Annotated in this window: 19 protein-coding genes, 1 tRNA gene and 1 pseudogene; 13 read left to right on the top strand and 8 right to left on the bottom strand. The window is 69.3% G+C overall.

Annotated features, from left to right (window positions below):
* Positions 1-82 precede the first annotated feature (82 nt).
* Positions 83-1870, top strand: coding sequence for a glycosyl hydrolase family 28-related protein (locus OG609_RS18640; RefSeq protein WP_442818078.1), 1788 nt, complete (start codon positions 83-85; stop codon positions 1868-1870).
* Between the two features lie 20 nt (positions 1871-1890).
* On the opposite strand, the gene OG609_RS18635 is transcribed toward OG609_RS18640, so the two are convergent.
* Complete coding sequence (locus OG609_RS18635) at positions 1891-2913, bottom strand: phosphotransferase family protein (RefSeq protein WP_327273865.1); 1023 nt, start codon at positions 2911-2913, stop codon at positions 1891-1893.
* Between the two features lie 182 nt (positions 2914-3095).
* On the opposite strand from OG609_RS18635, the gene OG609_RS18630 reads away from it, so the two are divergent.
* Positions 3096-3887 (top strand): hypothetical protein, encoded by a 792-nt coding sequence (locus OG609_RS18630; protein WP_327273864.1) that lies wholly within the window; start codon positions 3096-3098, stop codon positions 3885-3887.
* Positions 3888-3936: 49 nt separating this feature from the next.
* Here OG609_RS18630 and OG609_RS18625 read toward each other — a convergent pair whose 3' ends face one another.
* Together OG609_RS18625 and OG609_RS18620 are read right to left on the bottom strand one after the other, a co-directional pair.
* Positions 3937-4179 carry a hypothetical protein gene (locus tag OG609_RS18625; protein WP_327273863.1) on the bottom strand — a complete coding sequence of 81 codons (243 nt, stop codon included), beginning with the start codon at positions 4177-4179 and terminating at the stop codon, positions 3937-3939.
* Complete coding sequence (locus OG609_RS18620) at positions 4176-4424, bottom strand: hypothetical protein (protein ID WP_114245784.1); 249 nt, start codon at positions 4422-4424, stop codon at positions 4176-4178. Before OG609_RS18620 ends, OG609_RS18625 begins: the two co-directional genes overlap by 4 nt.
* A gap of 135 nt (positions 4425-4559) precedes the next feature.
* Between OG609_RS18620 and OG609_RS18615 the strand changes: the two genes are divergently transcribed.
* The 3 genes from OG609_RS18615 (at position 4560) to OG609_RS18600 (ending at position 6541) form a co-directional block, all read left to right on the top strand.
* Positions 4560-5204 carry an AAA family ATPase gene (locus OG609_RS18615; RefSeq protein ID WP_327273862.1) on the top strand — a complete coding sequence of 215 codons (645 nt, stop codon included), beginning with the start codon at positions 4560-4562 and terminating at the stop codon, positions 5202-5204.
* A 644-nt stretch (positions 5205-5848) separates the two neighbouring features.
* Positions 5849-5923, top strand: a tRNA-Trp gene (locus OG609_RS18605).
* Positions 5924-6088: 165 nt separating this feature from the next.
* Entirely contained in the window at positions 6089-6541 is a 453-nt protein-coding gene (locus tag OG609_RS18600; RefSeq protein ID WP_327273861.1) for a hypothetical protein, read from the top strand.
* Between the two features lie 60 nt (positions 6542-6601).
* Here the strand turns inward: OG609_RS18600 and OG609_RS18595 are convergent, their stop codons facing one another.
* Positions 6602-6766, bottom strand: a complete 165-nt coding sequence (locus tag OG609_RS18595; protein ID WP_385649199.1) for a hypothetical protein — start codon at positions 6764-6766, stop codon at positions 6602-6604.
* Here OG609_RS18595 and OG609_RS18590 point away from each other — a divergent pair.
* Positions 6762-6963, top strand: a pseudogene (locus OG609_RS18590) (replication initiator); the annotation flags it as partial. The gene OG609_RS18595 and the pseudogene OG609_RS18590 sit on opposite strands and share 5 nt — an antisense overlap.
* Positions 6964-7058: 95 nt before the next feature.
* Here OG609_RS18590 and OG609_RS18585 read toward each other — a convergent pair.
* The gene (locus OG609_RS18585) at positions 7059-7688 is read right to left on the bottom strand and encodes a DUF4360 domain-containing protein (protein ID WP_385649204.1); all 630 of its coding nucleotides are present in this window, start codon (positions 7686-7688) and stop codon (positions 7059-7061) included.
* Here OG609_RS18585 and OG609_RS18580 point away from each other — a divergent pair.
* Entirely contained in the window at positions 7591-8382 is a 792-nt protein-coding gene (locus OG609_RS18580; protein ID WP_327273859.1) for a ribosomal protein L7/L12, read from the top strand. The genes OG609_RS18585 and OG609_RS18580 overlap by 98 nt on opposite strands.
* Positions 8383-8401: 19 nt before the next feature.
* Here the strand turns inward: OG609_RS18580 and OG609_RS18575 are convergent, their stop codons facing one another.
* Complete coding sequence (locus tag OG609_RS18575; RefSeq protein WP_266747618.1) at positions 8402-9163, bottom strand: phosphoglyceromutase; 762 nt, start codon at positions 9161-9163, stop codon at positions 8402-8404.
* A gap of 205 nt (positions 9164-9368) precedes the next feature.
* Between OG609_RS18575 and OG609_RS18570 the strand changes: the two genes are divergently transcribed.
* The gene (locus OG609_RS18570; RefSeq protein ID WP_327273858.1) at positions 9369-10718 is read left to right on the top strand and encodes an MDR family MFS transporter; all 1350 of its coding nucleotides are present in this window, start codon (positions 9369-9371) and stop codon (positions 10716-10718) included.
* A gap of 592 nt (positions 10719-11310) precedes the next feature.
* Here the strand turns inward: OG609_RS18570 and phoU are convergent.
* The gene (phoU, locus tag OG609_RS18565; protein ID WP_327273857.1) at positions 11311-11988 is read right to left on the bottom strand and encodes a phosphate signaling complex protein PhoU; all 678 of its coding nucleotides are present in this window, start codon (positions 11986-11988) and stop codon (positions 11311-11313) included.
* 197 nt (positions 11989-12185) lie between these two features.
* On the opposite strand from phoU, the gene OG609_RS18560 reads away from it, so the two are divergent.
* Together OG609_RS18560 and OG609_RS18555 are read left to right on the top strand one after the other, a co-directional pair.
* Positions 12186-13460 (top strand): sensor histidine kinase, encoded by a 1275-nt coding sequence (locus OG609_RS18560; protein WP_327273856.1) that lies wholly within the window; start codon positions 12186-12188, stop codon positions 13458-13460.
* Positions 13457-14137, top strand: coding sequence for a response regulator transcription factor (locus OG609_RS18555; protein ID WP_003968183.1), 681 nt, complete (start codon positions 13457-13459; stop codon positions 14135-14137). The genes OG609_RS18560 and OG609_RS18555 overlap by 4 nt, the downstream gene beginning before the upstream one ends.
* A gap of 76 nt (positions 14138-14213) precedes the next feature.
* On the opposite strand, the gene OG609_RS18550 is transcribed toward OG609_RS18555, so the two are convergent.
* A complete protein-coding gene (locus OG609_RS18550) occupies positions 14214-14876 on the bottom strand; it encodes a DUF461 domain-containing protein (RefSeq protein WP_327273855.1) in 663 nt (220 codons plus the stop codon).
* A 620-nt stretch (positions 14877-15496) separates the two neighbouring features.
* On the opposite strand from OG609_RS18550, the gene OG609_RS18545 reads away from it, so the two are divergent.
* The 3 genes from OG609_RS18545 (at position 15497) to ispF (ending at position 17552) form a co-directional block, all read left to right on the top strand.
* Positions 15497-15979, top strand: a complete 483-nt coding sequence (locus OG609_RS18545) for a CarD family transcriptional regulator (RefSeq protein ID WP_006380568.1) — start codon at positions 15497-15499, stop codon at positions 15977-15979.
* Positions 15980-16312: 333 nt separating this feature from the next.
* Positions 16313-17059, top strand: coding sequence for a 2-C-methyl-D-erythritol 4-phosphate cytidylyltransferase (gene ispD / locus OG609_RS18540; protein ID WP_327273854.1), 747 nt, complete (start codon positions 16313-16315; stop codon positions 17057-17059).
* Entirely contained in the window at positions 17049-17552 is a 504-nt protein-coding gene (gene ispF, locus OG609_RS18535) for a 2-C-methyl-D-erythritol 2,4-cyclodiphosphate synthase (protein WP_327273853.1), read from the top strand. Before ispD ends, ispF begins: the two co-directional genes overlap by 11 nt.
* Positions 17553-17658 lie beyond the last annotated feature (106 nt).

Below are 17658 nucleotides of genomic sequence, written 5' to 3'. Positions count from 1 at the left end.
ACCGACCTCCCCTGGGGATTCCCCGGTGCACGACTCTTTCGCCGTGCCGGGGCGCCGTGGCATGCTCGCCGCCGACGCAGACATGAACGTCATTCACGTACATGAAAGGCGGATCGGATTCATGGCGACCATGGGGAACATCAGCAGACGTGGACTGCTCGGCAGCACGGTGGCCGTCGCCGCAGCGGCGGCCACCGGCATCACCGGCAGCGGGACGGCATCCGCCGCGAGCCGGTCGACTGCGGCCGGCACCGCCACCGCCACCGGCGCCGCGCTGCCGGCCCCTGCGGGGGCGGCCGAAATCCCCACCCTGTGGACGGAGTTCCTGCGCAACCGCTACAACCACCCGCAGATTCCCTGGGTCGGGACAGCGGGATACGGCCACGGCAGCCGCAAACGCCCGCACCCCCGCGTCCGGGCCAACGTGCTGCACGACGGCGCCCGGCCGGACGGCTCGGCCGACGCCGCACCCGTGATCAACGCAGCGATCGAACGAGTCGGCCGGGCCGGCGGCGGAACGGTCCTGATCCCGCCGGGCACGTACCGCATCGACGACATCATCCGGATCGGCCACGACAACGTCGTGCTCCGCGGTGCGGGCAGCGGGCGTACCGTGCTGCACGCGACACGCTCCCTCGAAGAGATCATCGGCATCAACCGCAGCCGGTACGGGAACAGCCCCAACTCCTCGTGGAGCTGGTCCGGCGGCCTCGTCTGGCTCTGCCCCAAGGACCGCTACGAGGCGCTGACCGGGGCGATCAAGGCACAGAACTGGCCGTTCGAGGGCTGGACCGGCAACGACGCGAACGAGGCGGTCCCCCTCACCGACATCGTCGTGCCTGCCGCGCGCGGCGACTTCACCGTGACCGTCGCGGACGCCTCGCGACTGCGCCCCGGCGCCCGGGTGATGCTCCAGCTCGACGACGACACCGAGCACTCACTGCTCGCCGCGATGTGCGGGGACGTCGACGGGACAGCCACGTACACCTGGTCGGACAAGACCAAGCTGCTGTCCTACGCCCCGTTCAACTGGCCGGTCCGTATCGCCTCGGTGCACGGCCGCCGGGTCCGCCTCGCCCAGCCGCTGCCCCTTCCTGTGCGGGCCGGCTGGCGGCCGCGGATCTCCGGCGTACCGCATCTGATGACCGGGTCGGGCGTCGAGGGGATCACGATCGACCTGGTGAAGACCGTCCGGCCCAAGCACCTCCAGGACAAGGGCTACAACGGCCTGGTGATGCAGTGCACCTGGGACTGCTGGGCGGACGACATCCATGTCGTCAACGGCGACAACGGCTTCCTGCTCGTCTCGGCGAAGGGCTGCACGATGAGCCGCACCCGGGCCTCGGGGCGCGGCTACCACCACTCGTACGCCTGCCGCGAGCAGTCGCACGACAACCTGGTCACGGACTTCGCGATCGACGCGTTCACCGAGGTCCCGACCCCGGGCTCCGGCCACCACGGCATCAATGTGGAGGGCCTGTCCTGCGGCAATGTGTGGTCCAGGGGCAGGATGGACGCCGGTACGTTCGACAGCCACCGGGGCCTGCCATTCGGCAATGTGCGCACCGAGGTGACGATCCTCAACGACGGGGCGCACGGCGGCAGCGCGGACGCGGGGCCGCTGTACGGGGCGCGGTTCGCGCACTGGAACGTGACGGTCACCAACGAGCGGGCGGGCTGCGTGAAGATCGACGAGGTGGCCCCGTACAGCGCGACGGTCGCGATCAGTACGGTCCGCCCGTTCGGCCAGATCGACAAGTCGGACTTCACGGGCGATCTGCACAGCCGCCTGGAGGCGTACGGAACTCCGGGGGCGGGGCCGGGGCGGCCGCGGAATCTGTACGAGGCACAGCGGGCGCTGGTCGGCTGAGGGGGGAGGCGGCGCTGCGGTCAGTCCCGGGCCCGCAGTGCCGCTTCCACGTCCGCCAGTGCCGTTTCGAGCTGCGGACCGACTTCCTTCCACACCTGGTCGAGGTGCTCCTGGGGAACGCGGCGCGGAACGGTCTCCACCAGCATGATCAGGTAGAGATAGCAGCGGTAGAGCGCGAGCCGCAGCCGCACGGACGCGTCGAACACCAACGGCTGCCCGCTCCCGCTCCCGTACCCGGCGAGGAAGTCCTCGTCCTCCTCCACGTTCGCGAACAGGGCGAGCGATACGAAGTCCGCGACCGGGTCGCCCCAGAACATCCGCTCACCGTCGATGATCCCGCCGATGGTGCGCGCGCCGGGCTCCCCGTCGACGAGCAGGTTGCCCTGCCACAGGTCGAAGTGGACCAGGGCGGGCCGGGTGACGTCGCCGAGTACGGGCGAGGCGGCGGCGATCAGCGCGCGGATATCGGCTGCAGGGCGCGGCAGCCGGGCGCGGTAGGTGTCCGCATCGGCGAGTACGGCGTCCGTCATCGCTGTGAACGCCTGCCGCCAGGTCGGGGCCGGTGGGCCCAACGCCCCGGCCGGATAGCCGAATCCGCCGGTGCCCGTGACGGAGTGCAGCCGGGCGACGATCCGCCCCAGTTCGTTCCTGAGCCGGCGCTCCTCGGCGTCGGACAGGACGCGGTCGCCCCCGGCGCCGGAGATGTCGTACCAGGGCCGGCCCGGGCAGGCCGACATGATCACGTACGGACCGGTCGGGGCGTCCGGGTCGAGTTCGCTGTGCAGGACACGGGGAACTGCCGCCGAATCGCCCGCGCGGCTGTAGAACTCGACCTCGTTGACCAGCAGATCGCGTTCGTAACTCATCAGGGTTCCGTCGGTCGTGGGCGGCGGTATCTTCACCACCCAGTCGCTGCCGTCGGTGAGAGAAACCCGGGTGACGGTGTTGAACGTGCCTCCGGCGAGGGGTGCGACCGAGGCGATCCGGTCCTTCGTCACGCCAACGGACCGCAGAACGGCCGAGGTTGTGTCTTCTGACTGCATGGGATGAATTGCCCTCTGTATCGGTATTCGATCCGGCTCGCGGCGACGGACAGCGTTTTCACAGGATGATCACGGCGCCATCACGATCACATGCCGTGCCCTGGTTGATTGATCGTCAAACCAACTGCCGCCCATAGAGTGAGCAAAACCCGAAGACCCAGCTCAGAGAGACGGACCGGACCATGCGATCCACCGCCATACGCCGTACCGCCGTTGCCGCCACCGCGGTGTCCCTGGCCCTGCTCGCCACCGCCTGCGGCGGCGGATCGGACTCCGGTTCCGGTGACAAGGGGGCGGATGCCAAGGGCAAGGAGTCCGCCGCCGCGAAGCCGGCCGCCAAGGCACTGACCGCCGCCGAGCTGGAGAAGGCAGCGCTGGCCCAGGGCGACGTCAAGGGGCACAAGATCGCCAAGGCTGCGGCCAAGGACGTGATCTCCGGCGACGACATCAAGGTCGAGAAGGAGGTCTGCGCCCCGTTCGCCGACGCGCTGATGGGGGCGCAGGTCGGTGAGCCCGCGGCGTTCACCAAGCGGACGGTCGTCAGCGAGCCCAAGAAGGGCAGCATGGACAAGCAGGACGGCGCGGATGCCGAAGACGCGTTCAAGGCGGCGTTCGACATCACGACGACGCAGTTGGCCCTCGGCTCGTACGACGGCAAGGGCGCGGAGGAGTCGGTCGCCTCGCTGCGCACCGCCGCCACCGACTGCGCGGGCGGGTTCGACTTCACGGCTGCCGGTGAGAAGCAGAAGGTCAGCAAGATCACCGAGGAGCAGATCAAGGGCGGGGAGGACGCGGCCGCCTGGACGGTGCAGGTGGAGCAGGGCGGCGAGAAGATCCAGTTCAAGCTCGTGGCCATGCGCCAGGGCCCCTCGTTCGCCTCGTTCTCCTCGATGAACCTGGCCGCGATGGGCGGGGGCGAGAGCTTCGAGCTGCCGACCGCGGTGGTCGAGGCCCAGGCCGCGAAGCTGGCGTAAGGGGCCGGGCGCGGCTCGCCCCGAGGCATCCCCTCGGTTCGGTGATGGTTCAGGGCAGCGGGACGAGCCTCACCACGGTGACGATCAGGACGGACCCGGAGACGTAATAGAGCACGATCGCCCCGGCGACCGTCGCCTCGCGGCGGTCGCGCTCGCTCTTGACGGCCGACGACCCGTGCCCGTACGGGTCGAGGCCCAGGGTGCGCGCCATCTCGTCCCGGAAGACCGCGCTGTCGCGCATCTTGGCCAGGGTGTCGTCGGCCGGCGGGGCGTAGGAGATGCGGAAACTCAAGCGACGGTCCGCCTCTCGGCCTCGTCCTGCGCCAGCCGGTCCAGGATCTTCTCGGCCTCCGGATCGGGTACGGCCTCCAGCATCCAGTGCCGCATGACCGCCTGGATCTCGCTCACACCGGCGTCGTTGATGGCGCGGTCGAACTCCTCACGTCTCTCCTCGGGCAGGGTGGCCCGGATGTCCGGAATGCTGTTGGGCACGTCGACTTCGGCGCCGCCGACGAAGGTCTTCAGGGGCTCGCCCATGATTGCTCTCCCCGCTCTCCTTGCTCTCTCCGCACGGCCCGTCCGATCGGCTCCGCCCATGTGCGGGCCGGTGCTCGGGCCACGGTAGCGCCAGGGCGCGCGACCGACGCGGAGCCCACGCGATACGTTCGCCCCGTGACAGGAACATCGTGGGACATATTGCTTCTCGGCGGGGCGTCCGGCGTCGGCAAGAGCCGGGTCGCCGCGCAACTGGCCGCTGAGGCAAAAGGATTCATGGTCGAATTCGACGACGTCGTCAGCGCCGTCGAGGCCATGACGACGGCTGAACACCACCCCGCTCTCCACCACTTCGACGACATCACTGACACTGCGCAACTCGCCACCGAGCAGGTGCTGGACCTTCAGATCGCGACCGCCAGGGCGCTGGAGCCCGCGGTGTTGGGAGTCGTACGCAACCGCCTGACCGTCGACGTACCCGCCGTGATCGAGGGCGACTACCTCACCCCGGCCGCCGCTGCGGCGGCGATCCACGAGGGCCGGGCGGCCGGCCGCCGCGTGCGGGCGGTGTTTCTGCACGAGGGGGACGTGGACCAGATCACCGCCAACTACCGCTCCCGGGAGCCCGGAAGCGGAGAGCAGCGGCATCGGGCGCAGGTCAGTGCGGAGTACTCGCGATGGCTGGGCGACCAGGCGTCTTTGCACACACTGCCGGTGGTTGCGTGCCGCCCCTGGGACTCGCTGGCGGCGCGCATCGGGCGGGTGTTGGGTGCGGAGGGCAAGGGGCGGGAACGAGAGTTGTCCGAGCTGCCGGGGGTGTGACGAAGCGCGGGGGCGGGGGCGCTGCCCCCACAGTCAGGGACGGCGAATCAGGCCCCCTGACGCAAACCCCAGGCAGGGGAGGCTCGTTCAGGTCGGGCCCTACTACTTGGCCCAAGGTCTTGCCGCCGCTCCTGGCGACCTGGGTCTTCGCTGGTCCGGGCCTCGCGCGGCCTCGTCCGAGCAGTCATCATCGGCCGCTGCCGAGTGGCCTTGGACGGCCCTCGACGAGGCGTGCCACACGGCGATGAAAGCCCTGCGCCCGGCGGCGGCCGTCAGCTCGCAGCAAGTCGTCGGCCACCTCCGGGAGTTCTGCGAGCGACTGGAGCCCTTCCGCCGGGAGGCCGGCCGCGGTGGCGTTCGAGTCCCGGCTCCGGGAAGTACTGCCCCGCCAGATCAGCGGATCGCCTCATCCACGAGCACGTGGAGCAGCCCCACGAGGCGTCGTGGCAGCGATGTCACCGTGGGTTCAAAACCCACACCCACCGCAGATGAACGGCCCCTGACCAGGTGAATCGGTCGGGGGTCATTCTCTTGCGGGCTGTCCGTCAATCACCGTGACCACCCGTCAGTTCCTGTCCGACCGGGCACGGCAGGGGCACGGGCACCTTGGCAGCAGCGGGAGTCCGTAGGATGGCGGACGGGGCGGAGCCGTAGCGCAGAGGTCGTCGCGCGCGGTCTCCAAAATCGCGAGGACGCCGGTTCGAATCCGGCCGGTTCCACCTTCCCGCCCCGTCGTACTTGGCGTGTCTGCCGCGCGGTACCAGGACCTGTCCGGGCGAGCATGGCCAAAGGCGACGTCGTTCTCAAGTGCTGCCCTGATTCGACTTCTGACCTGCAGTAGATCTCAGTTGCGGTGCATCCGTGGTTCACGGTGGTATTCCGGCATGAGCAGAATTGCTGAGGTCATCGTGCTGGCGCAGGACGCGGACGAGGTCATGGAGCCACTGACGCGGCGCGACGACACACGCACCTGGAACGGAGCGTTCTTCGAGATGCTGCCCGGCGGAAACTGGGGGTTCGGCTGGGGTGCGGAGTTCGTGCGGATGGGCAGTAGATCCGGGTTGTTGAAGCACCTGGAGGCCTTGCCGTGGCCCCGGCCGGAGACGGTGCAGGTCCTGATCCATGACGAGGAGGACGACTGTTTCGGGCTGTGGATGATCCACGACGGCAAACTGGTGGAGATACCCCTTCCGCGCACGCGGCGGGCCTATTGGTCCGGACCGCACGACGAAGAGTTCCCACCCGACCCCGGGATCCTGAGCAGGACGGACAGCCGCCCCATTGACTGGCCGAAGGAGATCGAGGGTGGCGACCAGTCTCGGCCTCCGGCCTGGTGAGGGCGATCAGGCTCGAAGCCGGATGACGACGGCTGCTGCGGTCGCGGTGCCGAGGAAGGCTTACCCGCGCTTGTCGTAGCGAGTCGCCACGGCCCGTGCGTGATTGAACTTGTTGATGGCCCGCTCGACGCTGTCGCGTTTCTTGTACCGCTCTTCGTCGAAGCCCGGTGGCCGTCCGCCGCGCGATCCTTTGCGGAGGCGGGCGGCCTGGCTGTCGCCCTTCACCACTCGCCTCCGACGGGAGATCGCGGCTCGCGCCGGACTCACGCAGGTGGAACTGAAGGAATCGGCCCGGCTCTCATACGGCAAAGTCGCGGAGTTCCAGAAGCGCGGGGCGATCCACTTCCACGCCGTGATGCGGATCGACGGGCCGGACGGGCCCGGTACTCCTCCTCCGTCCTGGGCCACCGTCGACCTGCTCCGCCAGCGCACTCCCCCCAGCGATCACCACACAGTGCTACCACCGATTACGAGAGCCGTCGGCCTGGACGCACCCGCCGATCGCAGCGCCAGGAGATCACCGACACCGCTTCCAGGCCAGGTGGTGCACGGTTTTGATCCTGCCGTCCGTCGAGTCCATCTCCATGAAGCTGGTGGCGCTCGGGCTCGAAGTGCCGCGCTCGACCCGCAGTTCAGTGTTGATGTCGAGGTTGCGCTCCTCCCCGCAGGGGGCGAAGACCCGGGAGGCGACGTCCACGGTGTCGGTCGTCTGCCAGTTGCCGTTGAACCCGCCCTTGAAGTGATGGGTCGAGTTGGTGGTGTGGGCGTTGCCCTGGAAGTGGTAGCTGGCCCGCTGGGTCCCGGACGCACCCGGCGCCAGTGACGCGAAGCCGCGGTAGTCGGCGGACACGATCGCGTAGGTGTAGCCACCGGGGACGTGCACTCGCAGGTTGAGCTGACAGTCCTTCTTCCGGTCGGTCGGCGCCGACCCGGGCCCCACCTGGGCGAGGTAGTTACTGTAGGTGACGGTGAAGGCGGTGTTGTCAGGGGACACGGTCACGGCGGCCGTCCCCGCCGGGCAGCCGGAACCGTTGACCGCCACGGTGTCGATGACGATCCGGTCCGGCGGCGGGAACGGGCTGCCGCCGAAGGCCGACGAGCCGAACAATGATGTGGCGACACCAGTCGCGGCCAGCACACGGAGCACCATGGGCTTCCCTTCGATCGTCCACGGATCCAGGGCGGGCGTCGCTTTCCGAGCCCGACCCCCGGATTTCACGTGGGCATCGCACCACACGTTGCGTGTCCGCGTGCAGAAGGTGACGCTCCAGTCACTCAAACGGCCTTCAGGGTGGAGACCTCGTTCACCCACGCACGGGACAGAGCGGCGCGCGAGCTCGAATACATCGGCAGACTCAATCTGCTCTACCGCTACATCACCCAGGGGGCGCGCCGAGGGTGACAAGCCGGTGGCTCTCCACCAAGCGGTCATAGATGCGCTGGGTAGTGTGCCGCTGTTCGGGAGGAGCGTCCAGGTCAGCCCGCAGCATGCCGTCGATCAGCGACTTGTAGGGATCGAGCCGGGACTCCTTGCCCCGCTGCTTCTTCCGCGGCTGCGGCCACTGGCCCAGGTCGTACGCCGGATGACTGGACTGAGCCTCTGGCGTAGCAAGGTCCTGGTGGATCAAGCCCCTGTCGTGATTCTCGACCGCATTCCGGAAGAGACCGCCGAGAAAGCGGTCGCGGCCCTGCGCGATGCAGGAGAACAGGCAGAGCTGAGGCAGCAGCCGGAACCGCATTCCCCTGGTCCTGTCGCCTGGCGGCCCGGTCGAGCAGCTCACGGCCCAGAGACGGCCCCAGCACAGCAGCAAGCCCCCTACCGGCGGAGAACTCGCAGATAGGGGGCTTGATCAGTCCGTCTTACTTCTTCTTGCCCTGGTTCTTCACGGCCTCGATGGCGGCCTTCGCCGCGTCCGGGTCGAGGTACGTGCCGCCCGGCTTGACCGGGCGGAAGTCGGCGTCCAGCTCGTAGGCGAGCGGGATGCCGGTCGGGATGTTCAGGCCCGCGATGTCGGCGTCGGAGATGCCGTCGAGGTGCTTGACCAGGGCGCGGAGGCTGTTGCCGTGGGCGGCGACCAGGACCGTGCGGCCGGCCAGGAGGTCCGGGACGATGCCGTCGTACCAGTACGGCAGCATGCGGACGACGACGTCCTTGAGGCACTCGGTGCGCGGGCGCAGCTCCGGCGGGATCGTCGCGTAGCGCGGGTCGTCGCTCTGGGAGAACTCGGTGCCGTCCTCGAGGGCGGGCGGCGGGGTGTCGTACGAGCGGCGCCAGAGCATGAACTGCTCCTCGCCGAACTCGGCGAGCGTCTGCGCCTTGTCCTTGCCCTGCAGGGCACCGTAGTGGCGCTCGTTCAGCCGCCAGGAGCGGTGGACGGGGATCCAGTGGCGGTCCGCGGATTCCAGCGCGAGCTGCGCGGTGCGGATGGCGCGCTTCTGGAGGGAGGTGTGCAGGACATCGGGGAGCAGGCCGGCGTCCTTGAGCAGCTCACCGCCGCGGACTGCCTCCTTCTCGCCCTTCTCCGTGAGGTTGACGTCCACCCAACCGGTGAACAGGTTCTTCGCGTTCCATTCGCTCTCGCCGTGGCGGAGGAGGATCAGCTTGTACGGTGCGTCGGCCATGGGCCCGAGCGTAATCGAAGCCGTACGGGCGCTGCGCGGCCGGTCACAGGGCGGACAGGCGGGGCGGGTGAGAGGCCGGGGGCGTGACGATTGACGGCCGGCGTCAATTGACTGGCGGACCGGAATCCGGGATTCGTAATGTTCGGATTGCCGACGGGCCTCTTACCGTCGGTGTCCGTTCCGTACTTCCCTGGGGGGATTCCGTATGTCTGTCGCCGGTCTCAGACGGGCCGCACGTGAATCCGTGTCCGGTCTCCCCAGGGAGTTCTGGTGGCTGTGGACCAGCACGCTGGTCAACCGCCTCGGGGCGTTCGTCGCCACCTTCATGGCGCTCTACCTGACCCTCGACCGGGGCTACTCCGCCTCGTACGCCGGTCTGGTCGCCGCGCTGCACGGGCTCGGCGGGGTCGTCTCCTCGCTCGGGGCGGGGGTGATGACCGACCGGCTGGGCCGCCGGCCCACCATGCTCATCGCGCAGACCTCGACCGCCGTGTCCGTGGCCGTGCTCGGGTTCATGGTCCATCCGGTGGCGATCGCGGCCGTCGCCTTCGTCGTCGGCATGGCCAGCAACGCCTCGCGGCCCGCCGTACAGGCCATGATGGCCGACATCGTCCGGCCCGAGGACCGGGTGCGGGCCTTCTCGCTCAACTATTGGGCGATCAATCTGGGCTTCGCCGTCTCCTCGGCCGGGGCCGGGTTCGTCGCCGAGTACAGCTACCTCGCCGGGTTTCTCGGGGAGGCCGCGATGACGCTCGTCTGCGCCTTCGTCGTCTTCATGAAGGTGCCCGAGTCACGGCCGGAGAAGTCGGCGCCGGCCGGGCATGCGGTCACCGGCGCCGACGAGGTCCGACTCTCCACCGTGCTGCGCGACGGGCGGTTCATGAGCGTCGTCGGACTGTCCTTCGTCATCGCCCTGATCTTCCAACAGGGGTACGTGGGGCTGCCGGTGGCCATGGGGGCGGATGGGTTCTCCAGCTCCGACTTCGGCACCGCCGTCGCCGTCAACGGTGTGCTGATCGTGCTGCTCCAGATCCCGGTCACCCGCTTCATCCAGCACCGTGATCCGCGTCGGCTGCTCATCGTGTCGTCGCTGCTGGCGGGGTACGGATTCGGGCTCACCGCGTTCGCCGGTTCGGTCGCCGTGTACGCGCTGACCATCTGCGTCTGGACGGTCGCCGAGATCGTCAACTCGCCCGTCCAGACCGGTCTGGTGGTCCGGCTCTCGCCCGCTCAGGGCCGCGGCCGCTACCAGGGCATGTACACGATGTCCTGGTCCGCGGCGGCGCTGGTCGCACCGCTGATGTCGGGTGTGGTGATCGACCGGTTCGGAGCCCAGTGGCTGTGGGGGACGTGTGGGGTCCTGGGTACCGGGGCCGCGCTCGGGTACTGGCTGCTGATGCGGAATCTGCCGGGGGAGGACGGGGCGGCGGCGCCGGAGGGCAGCCGGGTGGCGGAGAGCGGCCGGACGGTGACGACAAGTGGCCGGGATGCGGGGGATGTCGTCCCGGTCGGTCCCGGGGTCGACGCCGATGCCGGGCCCGGGCCTTCCGTCTAGGAGGGTGCTGAAGATCTTGGCCGGGCTCGCGACGCCCGGCACGCACATCTGCGGCGTTGCCGAAACGCCCTAATAGCTCCGCTATGTGGGCGCTCCGGCGCCTTGCAGCTGCACGCACCGAACGCCGCTCCCTGATCCGGCCAAGATCTTCAACACCCTCCTAAGGGACGCGCGGACGCCGCCCGGCGCCGCATCGGCACACGAAGGGCGCCCCGCGCGGAGCAGTCCGCTCCGCGCGGGGCGCCTTTTCGGCTCCGTGCAGGCCCGCCGGTCAGCCGCAGCAGCCACCGCACTGGCACGGGGCCCCGGACTGGCATCCGCATCCGCAGCCCGAGCCGCAGCCGCAGGCGCCGAGCACGGTCAGGTGCACCACTTCAGCGGGTGCCTCCTGCTGGGGGTCGGTCGTGGGGGAATCGGCCATGGTTCCTCCTCATTGCGCACGACAGGGCCGCACGCCACGACGACGCGCGTACGACCGGGGCGTACGGACAAGGCGTGCCGCCCCACCCCATTGCATGCCCAACCGGGCGGGCGCATCAACGGCGCACACGCGCAGAGACACATGTGCGACGGGATGCGACGGCGTACGCCGCTACGCGCCCTCCACCGTTGTCTGCTGCTGGATCTCGTCGGCGTGCTCGCCCGTCACCAGGTAGACCACGCGCTTGGCGACCGACACCGCATGGTCGGCGAAGCGCTCGTAGTAGCGGCCGAGCAGCGTCACGTCGACGGCCGTCTCGATGCCGTGCTTCCAGCGGTCGTCCATCAGGTGCTGGAACAGCGTGCGGTGCAGCAGGTCCATCTCGTCGTCGTCCTGCTCCAGCTGGAGCGCCAGATCGACGTCCTTGGTGATGATCACCTCGGCCGCCTTGGCCATCAGGCGCTGCGCCAGCTGCCCCATCTCCAGAATGGTGGCGTGCAGGTCGTGCGGCACCGCCGATTCCGGGAACCGCAGCCGGGCCAGCTTGGCGACATGCTGGGCGAGGTCGCCCGAGCGCTCCAGATCGGCGCTCATCCGCAGCGAGGTGACCACGATCCGCAGATCCGTCGCCACGGGCTGCTGGCGCGCGAGCAGGGCGATGGCCCGCGCCTCCAGGTCGTGCTGGAGGTCGTCGACCTTCTGGTCCGCGGCGATCACGCTCTCCGCGAGCTTGAGATCGGCATCGAGCATGGACGTCGTCGCCCGGCCGATCGCCGACCCGACGAGCCGGGCCATCTCGACCAGTCCCTCGCCGATCGAGTCGAGTTCCTCGTGGTACGCGTCACGCATGGAAGTCCCTCTCCAGTCCTCACTAAGGCCGGGGCCAGGTTATGAACCCCACGCTGCCACCATGGGCGGCGTACGCGTCGGCTTCCGGCCGCCCAAGTGAACCAACCCTTGCTCCTCGGTGAACTCTGGGCGACGAGTGTTCGGATCCGCACTCGGATGGCTGGGAGAGTCCTCCCGGACCCGCATAACCTTGACGTATGGACGTGAACGCGGCAGTCGCCGCAGCTGCGGCGATCGGCGGTGCGTGTACCGGCGTGATCGCCATGCTGGCGTTCCGCTGGAGCGAGCGCGACCAGAAGAAGCCGACGCGCACCTCCCTGCGGCCCGACAGCAATGCCCCGCTGCCCCCGGGGGTGGACACGGTCCTGTCCGTGCTCAGCTCCTCCGCGGTCGTGCTCGACGAGAGCGACAGCGTGGTCAAGGCCAGCTCCGCCGCCTATGCGCTGGGCCTGGTCAGGGGCGGGCGGCTCGCTGTCGACGCGATGCTGAACATGGCCAGGGACACCCGCCGGGACGGTGAGATACGGCAGGTCGAACTAGACCTCCCCAGGCGCGGTACGGGCCGCGGCGAGGCCCTCGCGGTCTCCGCCCGGGTCGCCCCGCTGGGCTCCCGTCTGGTGCTCCTGCTGGTCGAGGACCTCACCGAGGCCCGCCGCATAGAAGCGGTACGGCGCGACTTCGTCGCCAACGTCAGCCATGAGCTCAAGACCCCGGTCGGCGCGCTCTCCCTGCTCTCCGAGGCCGTGATGGACGCTTCCGACGACCCGGAGGCGGTGGAGCGGTTCGCGGGGCGGATGCAGATCGAGGCGACCCGGCTGACCAACCTCGTACAGGAGATCATCGACCTCTCCCGGGTGCAGAACGACGACCCGCTGGAGGACGCCGAGCCGGTCCGGGTGGACGAGCTGGTGGCCGAGGCCATCGACCGCTGCCGCCAGCAGGCCGGCTCGAAGCAGATCACCATGGCAGCGGGCGGCACCGCGGAGCTCCGCATCTGGGGCAACCGCGGCCAGCTCGCAGCGGCGCTCGGCAACCTCGTCGAGAACGCCGTCAACTACAGCCCCGCCCGTACCCGAGTGGGCATCGCCGCCAGGCGACTGTCCGTACCCGGCGGGGACCAGATCGAGATAGCCGTGACCGACCAGGGCATCGGTATCTCGGAGAAGGACCGCGAGCGGGTCTTCGAACGCTTCTACCGCGTCGACCCGGCCCGCTCACGGGCCACCGGTGGCACCGGCCTCGGCCTCGCCATCGTCAAGCACGTGGCCGCCTCGCACGGCGGGGAGGTCACGGTCTGGAGCTCGGAGGGCCAGGGCTCCACTTTCACCCTGCGGCTGCCCGAAGCGGGCTCCGTACGGGAACGGGACCGCAGCTCGGGCGGACCGCTCATCGTCAACGGCGACGAGGGCCCCTGCGGACCCGCTCACCCCGACACCCTTGATCCATTCCCTGCCCCGGAGGTCCTTCCGTGACCCGAGTGCTTGTCGTCGAGGATGAGGAATCCTTCAGCGACGCCCTGTCCTACATGCTCCGCAAGGAGGGTTTCGAGGTCGCCATCGCGGCCACGGGCCCGGACGGGCTTGACGAGTTCGAGCGCAACGGCGCCGACCTCGTGCTGCTCGACCTGATGCTGCCGGGCCTGCCCGGTACGGAGGTCTGCCGTCAGCTGCGCAGCAGGTCCAACGTCCCCGTGATCATGGTCACGGCCAAGGACAGCGAGATCGACAAGGTCGTCGGCCTGGAAATAGGAGCCGACGACTACGTCACCAAGCCGTTCTCCTCGCGGGAACTCGTCGCCCGCATCCGTGCGGTGCTGCGCCGCCGCGGCGAGCCGGAGGAGGTCACGCCGGCCGCACTGGAGGCGGGCCCGGTCCGGATGGACGTGGACCGCCACGTCGTCACGGTCTCCGGCGGCAAGGTCGACCTTCCGCTCAAGGAGTTCGACCTGCTGGAGATGCTGCTGCGCAACGCGGGCCGGGTCCTGACCCGTATGCAGCTGATCGACCGGGTCTGGGGCGCGGACTACGTGGGCGACACCAAGACCCTCGACGTCCACGTCAAGCGTCTGCGCGCCAAGATCGAGCCCGACCCGGGTGCACCGCGCTACCTGGTGACGGTGCGGGGCCTGGGGTACAAGTTCGAGCCGTAAACCGGCCCGTATGCGACGGCGGAGGGCGCCCCCCGAAAAGGAGGGCGCCCTCCGCCGTCCGCGTACCCGCGTACGGTCAGCCGGTCTGCGCCGAGGCGGACGCGGCGTCGCTCGGGGCGGTCGTGTCGCTGTCGGACTCCGACGTGCCCGGGGCCCCCGCGGCCGGCGAGGCGGAACCGGACGGCGTGGTGGAGGCCCCGGGCGACTGCGACGGCGCCACCGGCAGCGAGCTCGGGCCGAAGCCCTGGAAGTAGCTGGTCGCCGGAACCACGAACGCGCCGAGCGAGATCTCACCGGTCGAGCTGAACTTGAAGGCGACGGGCTGCACATTGCCGGCCTGCGCGGCCTCGCGGCCGTTCTCGATGACGGCGGACGCATTGCCCTTGCCGCCGAGAACCACCCTGCCGCCGGCCGGGACCACGACCGGTCCGGCGCCCTTGGCGGCGTGCAGCTTCACCGCGACGCTCGTACCCGGCAGGGTGACGGAGTCCAGGGTCTGCTGCTTGGTGCCTTTGTTGAACAGCGTCGCGGAAACGACGGCCGGGCCCTCGGCGTTGCGCTCGGGCTGGGTGATGACGTTCGCGTTCTGGATGCTGATGTCGCCGGAGGCGGCGGCAGCACTGTCCGGCCTGACCTTGAGCGTCGCTGCGTCATTGCCCGCACCGCACGCGGTGAGCGAGGCGATCGAGAACACGATGGCTGTGGCGGCGAGGGCGCCGTGTCGAAGGCTGCGGCTCACGGCGGCGGCAACTCCTTGAACGTGTCGGACTGCGGACGGGAGGGGCGGGCGACGTAAAGCCGCCCTAAGGGTGTGTCAGCGGCCTTAGGCTACCGAGCCGCCCGTCCCGCCCCGCACCCGACCCGCCCCTTCGCGCACCGGCACTTCCCGGGGCCGGTGCGGTTCGGGGTCCGCACCCGGCCGAGGTTCGCGGACCGGCACATCCCGAAACCGGTCGACACGCGCCGTTCACATATCGCCGGTGATCAATTCATGGAGCGTGGCGCATTCCGCGCGCATAACCGATCGCATCGGGGCGTTGATCAATTCCATTGATCCATCACACTTACATCCGTACGGGTGATCGATGTCCGAACGGAGTACGGAAAGTTCATCATCCGGAATCCGGCAAAACGGGACGTTCGGCCACTTTGGAGAGGGGGTCGGATGTGTGTAACGTGCGCGTTTCGCCTCGCCCGTACAGCCGCTCCGACCTGCGAATACCGTCTCCCGTGAGCCTTCCGCAGCACGTACGTGTTGCTGTTGTCAAGCCCCGAGATATGCCCTGACCTGCGAAAACGCCATTCAGGAGAAGCTGTTCTCGTGTTACTCTTGATAGCCACGGAAGGGGTACCTGTCACATGACGTTCAAGGTTGGCGACACCGTGGTCTATCCCCATCACGGGGCCGCGCTGATCGAGGCTATCGAAACTCGCCAGATCAAAGGCGTGGACAAGACCTACTTGGTGCTCAAGGTCGCCCAGGGCGACTTGACGGTTCGTGTGCCGGCGGACAATGCGGAGTTCGTGGGTGTGCGCGACGTGGTCGGGCAGGAGGGGCTGGACCGGGTCTTCGAGGTGCTGCGTGCACCGTATGCCGAAGAGCCGACGAACTGGTCCCGGCGCTACAAGGCAAATCTGGAGAAGCTCGCCTCCGGCGATGTCATCAAGGTCGCCGAAGTTGTTCGCGACCTGTGGCGTCGTGAGCGCGAGCGTGGACTCTCCGCAGGCGAGAAGCGCATGCTCGCCAAGGCTCGCCAGATTCTGGTGAGCGAGCTCGCTCTCGCGGAGAACACGAACGAAGACAAGGCCGAGGCTCTGCTCGACGAGGTACTCGCGTCCTGAACCGGCTTGCGCCGGTCGTAAAAAATGTGCCGCGGTGCCCGCTGACAACCGTATTCACGGTATGTCGTCGGGCGCTGCGGCATGTCCGGATTCGGCCATGCCGTGTCTGGATTACGTTCTGACTCACCGATGCGTTGGCTTCATCGGCGATCCCCCCGATACGTTGCTCGCGATCTTGTGTAGCCGATCCCGAGCGACCGGTGCGGCTTGTCCGACTTCGACCGGGTGTCACGGAAAGGGCCCGGTCGAGTCATGGCGTGGCGCCCGGCTCGCTTGTGGCCATACCCATGTCGGCTGTGGAAACAAACATGCCGAAGCTTCGGAGTGCAACCGATGTCTGATCAATCGCGTCCGTACCGCACCGCCGCCGTGATTCCCGCGGCCGGCCGCGGCGTACGGCTCGGCCCGGGCGCCCCCAAGGCGCTCCGCGCGCTGGGCGGGACGCCCATGCTCATCCATGCGGTACGGGCCATGGCGGCGTCCCGTTCCGTGTCCCTGGTCGTCGTCGTCGCGCCGCCGGACGGCGCCGCCGAGGTCAAGAACCTGCTCGACGAGCACGCCCTGCCCGAGCGCACCGACTACCTCGTCGTGCCCGGCGGCGAGACCCGGCAGGAGTCGGTGCGGCTCGGTCTCGACGCCCTGCCCGAGGGCATCTCCGTCGTCCTCGTCCACGACGCGGCGCGCCCGCTGGTGCCCGTCGACACCGTGGACGCGGTGATCGAGGCGGTAAGGGACGGGGCGCCCGCCGTCGTTCCCGCGCTGCCGCTCGCCGACACCGTCAAGGAGGTCGAGCCCGGTCCGCCGGGGGAGCCGGAGCCGGTCCTCGGTACGCCCGTACGTGCCAGGCTGCGCGCCGTGCAGACTCCGCAGGGCTTCGACCGCGACACGCTCGTACGCGCGCACAAGACGGTCGCCGTCAGCGGCGAGGGCGCCACGGACGACGCGGGCATGGTGGAGCAGCTCGGGGCGCCCGTCGTGGTCGTACCCGGGCATGAAGAGGCGTTCAAGGTGACCCGGCCGCTGGACCTGGTGCTGGCCGAGGCGGTACTCGCACGCAGGAGGGCGAACGATGGCTTCTGAGGACCGGACCGGGCCCGTGATCCCGCTCGTCGGGATCGGCACGGACATCCACGCCTTCGAAGAGGGCCGCGAGCTGTGGTGCGCGGGACTGCTGTGGGAGGGCGAGGGGCCGGGCCTGGCGGGGCACTCCGACGCCGATGTCGTCGCACACGCCGCGTGCAACGCGCTCTTCTCCGCCGCCGGGCTCGGCGACCTCGGGCAGCACTTCGGCACGGGGCGGCCCGAGTGGTCCGGCGCCGCCGGAGTCACCCTGCTGACGGAGGCGGCGCGGATCGTACGGGCCGAGGGTTTCGAGATCGGCAATGTCGCCGTTCAGGTCGTCGGCGTACGGCCGAAGATCGGCAAGCGGCGCGACGAGGCGCAGAAGGTGCTGTCGGCCGCCGTGGGGGCGCCCGTCTCGCTTTCCGCCGCCACCTCCGACGGGCTCGGCTTCACCGGGCGGGCCGAAGGCCTCGCGGGGATCGCGACGGCACTGGTCTACCGCACGGGCTGACCTGCTGGTGGGTGGGTCGGAGCCCTCGCGCCGGTCCCCGAGGCCCACGAACGCAGGAACGGGAAGCGGGAGCGGCGACGCGGGGTTGGGGTACGGGTAGAGGCAC

It is taken from the genome of Streptomyces sp. NBC_01224 (genome assembly GCF_036002945.1).
GTDB lineage: Bacteria > Actinomycetota > Actinomycetes > Streptomycetales > Streptomycetaceae > Streptomyces.
Note: the sequence above shows the minus strand (reverse complement) of the source record. Positions and strands in the feature narration are given on the sequence as shown.